The organism is Hymenobacter perfusus, from assembly GCF_003944765.1.
In the GTDB taxonomy this organism is placed as follows: Bacteria; Bacteroidota; Bacteroidia; order Cytophagales; family Hymenobacteraceae; genus Hymenobacter; species Hymenobacter perfusus.
Map to the genome: position 1 here is coordinate 112,626 of NZ_RWIU01000010.1, position 11,821 is coordinate 124,446.

Consider the following 11,821-nt stretch of genomic DNA (forward strand, 5'->3'; position numbering starts at 1 on the left):
GAACTTGCTTTCTATGGACGCATCAACGCTTCGGTGCAAGATTAATTTAAAAGCTTATATGTATAGCAAGCCGCTGAATTTTAAATCTTAAGGTCGATTACACCCCTGAGCTGCCTTTGAATTTAATCGATAAAAGCAAGGATGGCAACCTGTGCTTCCCCCCTCTACCCTTCAGGTATTTCCGTGCATTAATTAGCTTCAGATTGGTACCTTGAGTCCCCATTTGCCTGTATTCAAGCTGACGTGATATTTACGATTGATACTTTCTGCGACCGCGTAGAGTCCGACATGAACGGGCTGATTGACGAGCTCATGTATACCACGGGTCGTGATACGCCCGCCGAGCGACAAGCCTGGCAGAAATCCCTGCCCCGGATGTCCGTAGTGCTGGCGCAGGCCCAGCAGCTCAATCAAAAAATCAAGGGCGCACACCTATACCTTGGCAGCGTTACGCTGGAATACAAGCTGCCCGCCGCCTCGGCCTGGTGCGACGTCGTGCTACTCGGGCGCAATGCCCAGGGCCAAGCGCAAGTAGTCATCGTAGAGCTCAAGGACTGGGACACCAAGGATGACGAACCGGGCGTGAGCGAGGCCCTGATTCGCCACCACGGCCAGGATCGCCTGCACCCCTCCGATCAGGTGCGCGGCTATACGCTCTACTGCCAACGCTTCCACTCGGCCGTGCACGCCTACCAGGCCCAGGTAGACGGGTGCGTGTACTTTACGACTACGACCAGCGTAGCAGCCTACACCCAGCCACCGCACACTTCGCTAACCAGCACCTACCCGGTATTCAGTGCCGGCAAGGACGTGGGCACGCTCGCTGGCCACCTGGCTGGCCTGCTGCAGGAGTCTGACGAGCAGTTTGCCCACGACTTTGAGCGCGGCACCTACAAGCAGGACCGCAACATGCTGCGGCAGGTCGCCAGCTCCCTGCGCAATACATCTTCCCGGCCCTTTGAGCTGCTGGACAAGCAGCGCCTGGGCTACGAGCTGGCCTTGCAGACCATTGAGCAGGCCAGCCAGCAGCCTAAGCAGAAGCACGTGGTGCTGGTGCTGGGCCCGCCTGGCTCAGGCAAGTCGGCCCTGGCCACCAACCTGTGGGTGGAGGCTGCCTTGCGCCACAACGCGCGCGGCAACGTGGCATTCGTGACGACATCCAGCTCGCAGAAGACGAACATGAAGCACGTGTTCGACACCGCCAGTAAAATCACCGGGGCCCAGTACCACGTGCTGCCCGCCAACCAGTTCAATCCCGGCCTCTACGGCAAGCAGGTTAAGCAGCTGCAGGGCGAGGGCTACACCATGAAGCCCTTCTCCTGGCGCGAGAACCTGAAGGTGCTGCGGCAGGAGATCGGGGACTTCAAGACGCCCGACGACATGAACTTCCTCTCGGTGGTCGACGAAGCGCACGCCCTGATCAACCCCGAAGGGCACGACATCGGCTTCTCCGCCGGCTGGTGCCTGCAGGCCGGCCCTCAGGCCTGGCACATCATGCGCTGCTCCCAGGTCAGCGTGTTCCTGCTCGACGCCAAGCAGAGCTACCGCGACAACGAAACCACCACTCCGGCCGACCTGGAGCGCTTTGCCCAGGACTTCGGGGCTCAGGTGCATACGGTCGATTTGAGCGGGGCGCAGTACCGCTGCGGCGGCTCCACCGAGTATGTGGAGTGGATGGAGGGCTTGTTTGGTATCCATGACGAGCCGACCACCCTGGACTGGCGCAAGACGCCGGCCAAGCCGGATGCGCCGTTCGGGCTACAGCTGGTAGACTCGCCCACGGAGTTGGAGTCCGTGCTCGGCCAGCACCACGCTGATGGGCAGCTGGTGCGGTTGCTTTCCAGTTACTCAGTGGAATGGAAAACCAAGAAGGCCACCGACGTGCACGGCGTCGCGCCGAAAAACCAGGATTTCTACCTCTCCTACCTTGATTCCAGCGGCCAGCGCCAGTCCTGGTCCCGGCCCTGGAACTACGCCCCGGCCGAGGACTACACACTGTACGTGCAGGCTCCGGAAGGATCAAGAATGCACCAGAACCCACTGGCCGAAGTGGGCTGCCCCTACGTCGTGCGGGGGTTTGACTTTGACTATATCGGCCTGCTCTGGCTCAATGACTTAATTTGGCGAGAGGGCCGGTGGATGGTCGATCCGGAGCACGTGCACGAAACCGCTTTTGCCAGCACCAAGTCCAAGAAGGCCTTGAAGCAAGCCGACGGGCTGGATCAGCTCCTGCTGGCCGTGCTCAAAGGCTACCGCATTCTGCTGACCCGCGCCACCAAGGGCGTGTATTTGTACGTGCAGGACGCCCAGACCCGGGCCCACCTGCAGCAGTTGCTGGCCGATGCAGACCACTGAGCTGCTGACCTACCTGGAGCAGGAAAAGGAGCTGGTAGAGGCCGACATTCGGCAGATTGACGCCATGGGCCTGCCCGAGCGGGTGCAGCGCGGCCTGGCCGTTGTGAACCTGCGGCCGCTGCGCCAGGAAGGCGTGGAGGTCTTGCTGGCCTGCGAGGAGAACCTCACGCGCTGGAAGCCCGGCGACTGGGTGGAGATCAGCCTGAACGGGCGCTGGAGCACGGCCACGATCGCCGAGAACGGCTTCAGCGAGATTCTGGTGCTGCTGCATGCCTACTTCGACGTGCGGCCGGCTACGCAGATCGTGCTGCAGTCCAACAAGAGCCAGCTGCTGGATCCCATCATTCAATCGGTGCGCCGACTGGAGCCGGGCGCGCCCGGGGCTGCTTTCCTGGACCTGCTCTGGGGCGAGCGTAAGATCACCCCCCAGCAGTTCGGGGGACTGGAGCTGAGTGAGGAGCAACTGACGGACGTGGCCGGCCAACTCAATGATTCGCAGCGGCGGGTGGTACGCCGTGGCACGCGCCGGCCCTCCCTGCTGGCCGTGCAGGGGCCGCCCGGCACGGGCAAGACGCACGTGCTGGCGCTAACAGCCCAGCAGCTGGCCCGCAAGAAGCAGCGCATCGTGGTGCTGGCCCACACCCATCAGGCCGTCAACAACTGTCTGAACGCCATCCGCGCCCTGGATTCTCAGTTGAGCGTGTTCAAGATCGGCGAGGTGCTCAAAGCGGAAGGGCTGGACGAGTCCATTCCCAGCTTGCCTTACGCCGAGTTTCAGCGCCTATACAAGCAGAAGAAGCGGCCGGGGTTCTGCGTGATCGGCATGTCTTACTATGCGGCCCTCGTGCATCTGGGGCTGCGTACTACGGGCTTTGCGCCCACGGTCGTGCTGGTGGATGAGGCCGGGCAGATTCCGCTTACCTACGGGCTGGCGGTGGGCTCACTCGGGGCAGGCTCGGTCATGCTCTTTGGGGACGATGCCCAGATGCCGCCCATCTACCACCCCGGCCTGGTCAGTGACCCGCTGTCCCGCTCCCTATTTGAGCAGGTCCGGCAGATGCAGCCCGAAGCCGTGGTTGCCCTCGACACCACCTATCGACTGAACGCGCCGCTGAGCAACCTTATCGGGACGCTCTACTACCGGGACGCTGACACCCTAACGTCCTTTCTTAAATCGGCTCCCGCCGCCCAGGGCCACCGGCTGCGTTTGGCGCTGCCAGCGACAATTCCAGCCCCCATCGCCCGGGTACTCCGGCCGGAAGCTTCCCTGATCTGGGTAAACAATGCCACCGAAGAGCCTTGTGAGCAGGAAAACCTACCCGAAGCGCAGGCCATAGCGGAATTGGTGGCCATCAGCCTGGCAGCCGGACTGCCGGCCCGGGAAATCGCGGTGGTGGCGCCCTTCCGCCGGCAGGTCCTGGCCATTCGGCAGGCGCTGCGCCTACGCCTGGATGCAGTACCCAAAGAGCTAATCGTCGATACCGTCGAGCGCGTGCAGGGGGCCAGCGTAGAGCTGATTCTGGTTTCCTTTGCCGCTAACAGCCCTGAGTATCTGCGCCTGGTCCGCCGCTTTCTGCTACTGCCCAATCGACTAAACGTGGCTTTGAGCCGGGCCCGTGCCAAAGCGGTTTTCTTCGTCAGCGATGAGCTGCTGGAGTTGCCTCCCGCCGACGCGCTGCGTAGCCAGCTGGCCTACCTGCGCGAGTCGAGCGATGAGTATCTGCTCCTTTCCGAATTACGCTACCTATCCAATCCCCGCTAATGCGACTGTACGCCGGCAGCTCCGCCGAATTTATCACGGCCACGGCCCACCAGGCCATCGTGGGCCTGCTCAAGCAGGCCTACTTTGAGCAGTACCGCGACCAGGCCCGCGAAGGCGAGATCCTGTCCTGGCAGAACAGCCTGCAGGCCGTCAGTGAGGTATTCCAGCAGGCCGGCTTGCTGGACCACGGCGTGCTGCTGGAGTACCAGTTGCCCCTGACCTCCAAGCGGCTGGACTGTCTGATCTGCGGCACGGACATCCGCCAGGAGCCGCGGGCCGTCATCATCGAGCTCAAGCAGTGGTCGCGCACAGAGCCGTCGGCTGGGCAGCACGAGGTGGTTACCTGGCTGGACGGCGCCAAAAAGGATGTGCTTCACCCTTCGGCGCAGGTGGGGCAGTACCGCAGCTACCTGCGCGAGGTGCACACGGCCTTCAACGGCGAGTCCGACCGCATCAAGCTGCACGCCTGCTCCTACCTGCACAACTACCACTTCGGGGCTGCTGACGCGGTGCTGGCACCCAAGTTTGATCGCCTGCTGGAATCCTTCCCGGTATTTGGCCAGCAGCAGCGCACGGAGCTGGGTGACTTTTTGCAGCGGCGCCTGGGCGGCGGGCAGGGCCTGGAGCCCCTGCGGCGCATTGAGCAGGGACGCTACGCGCCCAGCAAGAAGCTGCTGGATCACGTGGTCAGCCTCATCGATACGGACGCGACCTACGTGCTGCTGGATGAGCAGATGCTGGTCTACGACCAGGTGTTTGCCGCCGTGCTGGCCGCACGCGAGTCGGGCCAGAAAACGGCTATCCTGGTCAAGGGCGGTCCCGGTACAGGCAAGTCGGTCGTGGCCCTGAACCTTCTGGCCGATCTAATGAGCCAAGGCTACAAAGCGCACTATGCCACCGGCTCCAAAGCCTTTACCGAGACGCTGCGCGACAAATTCGGCTGGCGGGGCCGCTCCTTCTTCACCTATTTCAATGCCTACGCTACCGCCCCGGAGAACGCGCTGGACGTGCTGCTCTGCGACGAGGCCCACCGCATCCGCTCCTCCAGCGTGGACCGGTTTACGGCGGCTGATAAACGCAGCGGGCTCAACCAGGTGCAGGAGCTGCTGCGCGCGGCCATGGTCACGGTGTTTTTTCTCGACGACTTTCAGCGGGTGCGCCCCGGCGAGATCGGCTCCTACGACATGCTGCGGCAGGAGGCCGAGCAAGCGGGGGCCGTGGTGAAAGAGCACGAGCTGGAAGCGCAGTTTCGCTGCAGCGGCTCCTCGGGCTTTATCAATTGGCTGGACAATACCCTAGGCATTAAGCGGACGGCCAATGTGCTCTGGGGCACGGGTGAGGGTTATGATTTCCGGATCGTGCCCACCCCGATGGCCGTGGAGGAGCTGCTGCAGTCGCAGCTGCAGCAGGGTCACACGGCCCGCATGGTCGCCGGCTTCTGCTGGCCCTGGTCCGAGCCAACCGACGAAGGTTACCTAGTGGAGGATGTGGTGATTGAGCAGCCAGGTATCAGCTACCGCCGGCCGTGGAATGCTAAGTCGACGAAGAAGCGTCTGGCCCCCGGTATTCCCAAGTCCTCGCTCTGGGCCACCGAACCGGGCGGATTTGAGCAGGTGGGGTGCGTCTTTACGGCCCAGGGCTTTGAATTTGACTACGTTGGTGTCATCGTTGGTCGCGACCTAACCTACCGGTTTGCCCAGCAGTCTTGGATGGCCAACAGCCAAGCGACGCACGACAGCTCGCTGAAGCAGAGCCGGCTCACCGATCAGGAGCGGGTGGAGTTCTTCCGCAATACTTACAAGGTGCTGATGACCCGGGGCATGAAGGGCTGCTACGTATACTTTGAAGATGAGGAGACGGGGCAGTTCTTCCGTAGCCGCATGGAAACCTCATGATTAATGCTGTATTCACCACCTCTTGGGCCTTCTATGTCTACAAGCATCTATATCCTCCAATCAAAGCAGGAAACTCTTGATCATCAGGAGTCATGTGGCGAACATTGACGGTCAAATTGGAGTTGGACTGTGGGAGAAACAGCTCTTCATCAATGATTAAAAAATGCGTATTCGTCATCTCCCTCAACTGGGAGAAGTAATTTGGTGTCGCGAATAAGCTGCCGTTTCTGACACCGTACAGTGCATGTAAAAGCTAGTATTAAGCTCCTCCGCTGGTCATAGAAAACGGCTACTTTAGCGGTCTTGAAGTTTCGACCTTCTGCGAGTAGCGCGGCAAAAAATTCTAATTCCAAGAATACGGTTTTGGTGACCAATGCTTGACCCAATAGCAGGAAAAGGAAGCTAGGAACAATATACCCTTCACTTTTTGCCAACTAGCTATGTCTTCTTATTTCCTGGATCGTCACATTGCCATCCGCTACCCGCTTGCAATTCCAGCTATAGAAGGCGTCCAAGAAGCTAAAAATGGGCTTCGGGATTCCCAGATTGGGGCTTTGGGGGCAATATCAGCCCATTTTGTTTTGAAAGAAACACCAGCGGTGGTTACCATGCCCACAGGCTCGGGAAAAACGGCTGTGTTGATGCTGACGCCATTCCTGCTGCGGGCAACCAGGGTCTTAGTCATTACTCCCTCCCGGCTGGTTAGAAGCCAAATCCACGACGATTACAAAGATTTGGCCGTCTTGCGTAAAATTGGTGCCCTCGACGCCGTCCAAGTGCCTGCCGCAGATAATCCCAGCGTTCACGAAGTGGAAGGGTACGTTAAAACCGAGGCCGACTGGCTCGCCATGGACCAGTATGACGTCGTCGTGAGCACACCCAACAGCGTGAGTCCGGCCATTAAAGACGTGGCAAGGGTACCCGAGGGATTGTTTGACTTGATTCTGGTAGACGAGGCGCACCACAGTGCAGCCGGCAGTTGGCAGGCCATTCTGGATTCCCTACCAAGTGCCAAAAAGATCCTGTTCACGGCGACCCCGTTTCGGCGCGACAAAAAGGAAATCAAGGGCGACTTCATCTTTTCTTATCCACTCCGAAAATCCTTCGAGAGTAACGTATTCGGTCAGGTTAAATTTGAGGCCGCTGCCGAACATGGTTTTGCAAGCTCCGACTTGGCCATTGCTACTAAAGCCGCCGAGATCTTTGCTGAGGACCGGCGTAACAACTTGAAACACTATATCATGGTCCGCACGGATCGAAAGTCCCGGGCGAAGGAGCTTCATGAACTCTACACCAAAAACACGAGCTTAAAGCTGCGGCTCATTCACAGTGGCTTAACGTACGGCTACATCAAGCAGACCATTACCAAGCTGAAGAAGGGTGAATTGGATGGCATCGTGTGCGTCAATATGCTGGGAGAGGGATTTGACTTTCCTAATCTAAAGATCGCGGCAGTGCATACGCCCCATAGATCGCTGGAAGTCACCCTGCAGTTTATCGGTCGGTTTGCCAGAACCAATAGTTCGGACATTGGGCTGGCAAAGTTTGTTGCCCTGCCCAACGAGATTGAGGATGAAATCGGCAAGCTCTACAAGGAGGGAGCTGTTTGGCAGGACATCATTCAGAATCTGAGTGCCTCCCGTATCGATGAGGAGGTGGTTACGAGGGAAATGCTCAGCCAATTCAATGCACCTACCGAATCCACGGAAGAGACGGTCGACATTTCGCTATATAGCCTGAAGCCGTTTCTGCACGTCAAAATCTATGCGCCGGCCTTCACTCCGGATCTAGAGCGCGAGATTGACTTCCCCAGCACCAACAAGCTGGTCTACCGCAGTTACAGCCCCGAGCTTTCCGCCACCATCATTGTCACCCAGGAGAAGCAATCCCCCAAGTGGACCACCTTGGATGTATTTGACACGATCAAGTACAACTTGCTAATCCTCTACTGGAACGAAGAGCACCGACTGCTTTTCATAAATTCCAGTGCCAAAAGTGATGATTTATACGAATTGGTCAGTGAATCTATAATCGGAGCTGTAACGAAAGGGTTGCCAATGTCCGACATTGTAAAAGTGACGGCCGGCATCTCCGAGACCAAGTTTTACCACGTCGGAATGCGTAAAACGCAGGACAGTGTCACTTCGAATTCCTACTTGGTCTATTCCGGACCGAACGCTTCCAAGTCGGTCACTAAAACCGATGGCAAGAACTATCAGCGAGGCCACGTATTTGGGGGCGGCTCGGAAGCAGGCAAGCCGGTGACTATTGGCTACAGTAGCAGCAGCAAAGTATGGAGTTTGAAGTACATCCAAGTGCCTAGCTTGGTGAACTGGTGTAAGTCTCAGGCTGAGAAGATTCGTACGGCCCTTGACCATACCACGAACTCTGGGCTCGACCACCTGTCAACGCCGATCACCGTTGACTCCTTGCCGCATAACATCATATCGGCTCGCTGGAATGACATTTCCTATGTCAAACCCGTTGAATTGGCTTTTGAGGATGCATCGGGCACAGCAGTCAGAGTTCCACAACTAGAGGTTGAATTGGAGGTTGATTTAACCCGAACAACGACAACTGAAGTTGTTATTCGACTGCTCCACGACAATTTTGAAGCAGAGGTTGGCTTCTCACTCAGCCACCCAGAGATGTTCTATCCTCTGAGCGCGAATGCCAGTGATGTTTTTCTGGTAAGCGGTAATCAAAGGGCGACCTTGCTGGAGAGACTGCGCACTCGTCCCATTCAATTATTCACGGCGGACTTTGCCCGATTGAATGGAAACCAATTGTCTAAAAAGGACGCAGCAAGCTTAGTCACTTTTGATATCGCACAAATTGCTCCCTACGATTGGGAAAACGCCAAAGTCGATACCAGCAAAGAGTACGATGGAGCTAAACATGGGTATATCTCCATCCACGATCATTTAAAACAGGTCTACGCAGCCTCCCCGACCGATTTTGATGTTGTGTTGTATGACCATGGAAGCGGAGAAACAGCCGATTTTGTCCTTTTCAAGGACACAGGTAAGTTGATCACCATTGAACTGGTGCATTGCAAGGCTACCAAAGCTAAGAAGGCGGGTGAGCGGGTAGGTGACGTGTATGAAGTGTGTGCCCAAGTCACCAAGTCCATCAAGTGGACAGAGGAGCCTCGCACCCTGTTAAAGAATCTAAAGCGTAGATTTCGCAAGGATCCCAGTCGATTTATAATCGGCGATGCCTCTGTTTTTGACACCATAGAAGACCGCATATTAGCTGTTGGCTCTATCTATACTATCACCTTGGTACAACCCGGCATATCCAAGTCGGAACTGACAACAACGACTGGCAATGTGTTAGCAGCTGCCAACGACTACATTGTGCACAACAACTGCGAACCAATGAAAGTGATTGGCGCAGCTTAATCTTAGAAGTACTACTTCCTTAATTTTTTGCTACCATTTCTACTTACGCGACACAGCGTTGTCCGCAAGCGGAGCTTTGCGCGCCACCTCGACCTGTTCCTTACCACGAGCTACCTGCGGAGCAGGGACGGGAGTATAGGGCACATTAGCCAGGACGAATACTGTCACTTTCAGCCGGCAGCAGAGGAAAGAGCCGCTTACTTACGCTCCCACCAGGCCCGCAGCCTCAGCGAGCCGTTTGCTCACGGTCAAACTGTGCAGAGCCTGGACACCGCCATCCGGCAATGGCGAGCAAACAACCCGTCGCTGGAGGCAGAATTACGGGCAATTCACGACCAGCATCACTGTATCACCGCTGAAGAATTCAAGCAGTTAGTCAGCCCGCAAAACGGTGAGCTTGCCTGCGAGTATTGCGAACTCACGGAAAGCGATTTTCGCCAGCTAATTCAGCGAGGCTTGGTGCGGACCAAGCGGTTAAGCACCCGGGGCAGTAGCTTTGAGTTTGACTGCCGGGATCCTGAGCAGGGCTATACCAAGAATAACGTGGCGCTTTGCTGCTACTGGTGCAACAACGCTAAAACCGACGAGTTTTCGGCTGGGGAATTCAAGCCCGTAGCCCTCGCGCTGGCTGCCGTATGGCGCCAGCGCCTGTCAAAGCAGAGCCCCGGGCCACAGTAACCGCTAGAAACAGATTGTACGAGCACAATCCTCTCAATCAGCGAAGTCCCATTCTACCAGCAGGAAGTTCCCGGGCTTCAGGCCGGCTTGGAGCCCAGCTTCTAACCAACGGTGCTGGGTAGAACGCACCCGGTCCTGCTTGCGGCGCTTGAGCTCAGCAAACAGGAGGTCTGTTCCATTCCATCCGACAACATCCCAGCAGCCGGCGTAACTGCTTACGTTCGCCGCAGCTATGCGCTCCAAGCTATCAATGACCCAAGGCTCCATGATTGGATCGTGCTGCTGCATCCCCAACCGGTCATCTGCCCACGCCGTGAAATGGTTCGGTCTCATTGCCGGTGCCCCGTACGTTTCCACCCACCGGGCCTCCCAGCCGGATAGCCGCAGCAACTCGTAGACGCACAGCTCGGCGAATAGGGGCCGGCCAGCAAAGTCAATAAGTGCCTTGCCGCCAAACGTGTTTGTTACCTGCGCTCCAGCCCAGCGACGCAAGGTCAGCTCAGCTTTAGGAATTGCCAGCGGGCCGCTGGGCAAGGCGAAGCTCTCCTGAGATGTCGGCCGCAACAGGCTGGGATAGATCATAAGGACTTTGAACGATATTGAGTGGTTATTTTAAGCAAGTAACCCATGCCAAAGTACTATGATCAGCGGGAGATCGAGTCGCTGCCCACCCGGGACCTGCTGCGTGACCTGCTGCGCTCCCCACTGGCCCTGTCCGGGCTGAAGGGGCAGGAGCAACCCTTCGAATCGCTGCTAGCCGCGTTACTCGCCTGGGAGAACCCGGATCAACCTCCTACCCTAGCAGTGCTGCAGCAGCGGGCCCACCTCAAGCCGGCCCGGTTCCGACCAACCCTGGAGTTGCTTTATCAGGCCTTCCTTGATGCTTTGGCGGCCGAGGAAACCGTCATCCGCTGCCCACAGGTCACGCACTGCTTCATCATCCCGGGCCAGCGCCAGAATCAGCTGGTCTGGTGCGAGCTGACTCGCGTCCCGTCGGTGGGCGAAAACGTTGAGCTTGACTTTCTCAGCGCTATTACGAGGCACGATTCCTACTTCGTGGAAAGCATTACCTCCGAATACCAGGAAGGTAAAACCACCGTGTACCTGCAGTTGGCGGCTGGCCGGTATGATCCCTACTACCAGCTGCTGTTGGCACGGGCCCGCTTCGAGAACAAGCTGACTCATTCCCTTGAGCGGCAGCTGGATGATGAGCAGTTGCGAGCCTGGCTGCAGTCCGCCTACGGGGTTACCAAAGCGTCTGCGCCGGTTCCGGATTTACCTGTCCGCCGGTCACACAAGCATAGCTAAGTCTTCAACTGTTCCGCGTTATCTGTGAATCTGCCGCCACCTAGTTAAGAACGGGGGGCATCCAAGCAGGAGCCGCGGGTAGATGAGCTGCCGAGGCTGGTGGTCTCCGGCATTAGCTATTATACCTATCGGGATTCGTAACAGTATGATGAGAAACACAATACTGATTACACGATGAAGAATTGGCGGCAGAATGCCGCTACCCGAGGGCATATCTATCTGGTTGACTTCGCTGGCAACTACAAAGAGTAAAGCAGCCGGAGTTAACCTGTGGCTTGCTAATCATTCCACTCCTAGAGCAGATTTCAGGTTAGTGTACATGGTAGCCACAATGGTCAAACCAGTTTTTTGCGTCCTGTTCGGTTATCCAGTCGATGGCAGTTTGGATGACGCTTTCCAGCGCCTCTCGCGTGCGAGCC

The 11,821-nt window shown here is 57.5% G+C and carries 7 protein-coding genes; 6 read left to right on the plus strand and 1 reads right to left on the minus strand.

The genetic code is table 11. From position 1 onward, the window contains the following. Positions 1–243 precede the first annotated feature (243 nt). The 5 genes from EI293_RS20960 to EI293_RS20980 all read left to right on the plus strand — a co-directional run bounded on the left by EI293_RS20960 (position 244) and on the right by EI293_RS20980 (position 10,094). Positions 244–2,355, plus strand: coding sequence for a DNA/RNA helicase domain-containing protein (locus tag EI293_RS20960; RefSeq protein ID WP_125440515.1), 2,112 nt, complete (start codon positions 244–246; stop codon positions 2,353–2,355). Then, positions 2,342–4,117 carry a DEAD/DEAH box helicase gene (locus tag EI293_RS20965; RefSeq protein WP_125440516.1) on the plus strand — a complete coding sequence of 592 codons (1,776 nt, stop codon included), beginning with the start codon at positions 2,342–2,344 and terminating at the stop codon, positions 4,115–4,117. Before EI293_RS20960 ends, EI293_RS20965 begins: the two co-directional genes overlap by 14 nt. Next, the gene (locus EI293_RS20970) at positions 4,117–6,012 is read left to right on the plus strand and encodes a DUF2075 domain-containing protein (RefSeq protein WP_125440517.1); all 1,896 of its coding nucleotides are present in this window, start codon (positions 4,117–4,119) and stop codon (positions 6,010–6,012) included. Before EI293_RS20965 ends, EI293_RS20970 begins: the two co-directional genes overlap by 1 nt. A gap of 440 nt (positions 6,013–6,452) precedes the next feature. Beyond that, complete coding sequence (locus EI293_RS20975) at positions 6,453–9,416, plus strand: DEAD/DEAH box helicase (RefSeq protein WP_125440518.1); 2,964 nt, start codon at positions 6,453–6,455, stop codon at positions 9,414–9,416. A 255-nt stretch (positions 9,417–9,671) separates the two neighbouring features. Continuing rightward, positions 9,672–10,094 carry a hypothetical protein gene (locus EI293_RS20980; RefSeq protein ID WP_125440519.1) on the plus strand — a complete coding sequence of 141 codons (423 nt, stop codon included), beginning with the start codon at positions 9,672–9,674 and terminating at the stop codon, positions 10,092–10,094. A gap of 33 nt (positions 10,095–10,127) precedes the next feature. Here the strand turns inward: EI293_RS20980 and EI293_RS20985 are convergent, their stop codons facing one another. Then, positions 10,128–10,676, minus strand: a complete 549-nt coding sequence (locus EI293_RS20985; protein ID WP_125440520.1) for a hypothetical protein — start codon at positions 10,674–10,676, stop codon at positions 10,128–10,130. Positions 10,677–10,721: 45 nt separating this feature from the next. Here EI293_RS20985 and EI293_RS20990 point away from each other — a divergent pair, with 45 nt between their 5' ends. After that, positions 10,722–11,402, plus strand: a complete 681-nt coding sequence (locus tag EI293_RS20990) for a hypothetical protein (protein ID WP_125440521.1) — start codon at positions 10,722–10,724, stop codon at positions 11,400–11,402. Positions 11,403–11,821 lie beyond the last annotated feature (419 nt).

Bases quoted from the DNA above. Each gene is read 5' to 3' on its own strand.
- EI293_RS20970 (WP_125440517.1), top strand. From the start codon at position 4,117: ATGCGACTGTACGCCGGCAGCTCCGCCGAATTTATCACGGCCACGGCC.
- EI293_RS20985 (WP_125440520.1), bottom strand. From the start codon at position 10,676: ATGATCTATCCCAGCCTGTTGCGGCCGACATCTCAGGAGAGCTTCGCC.
- EI293_RS20975 (WP_125440518.1), top strand. From the start codon at position 6,453: ATGTCTTCTTATTTCCTGGATCGTCACATTGCCATCCGCTACCCGCTT.
- EI293_RS20990 (WP_125440521.1), top strand. From the start codon at position 10,722: ATGCCAAAGTACTATGATCAGCGGGAGATCGAGTCGCTGCCCACCCGG.
- EI293_RS20965 (WP_125440516.1), top strand. From the start codon at position 2,342: ATGCAGACCACTGAGCTGCTGACCTACCTGGAGCAGGAAAAGGAGCTG.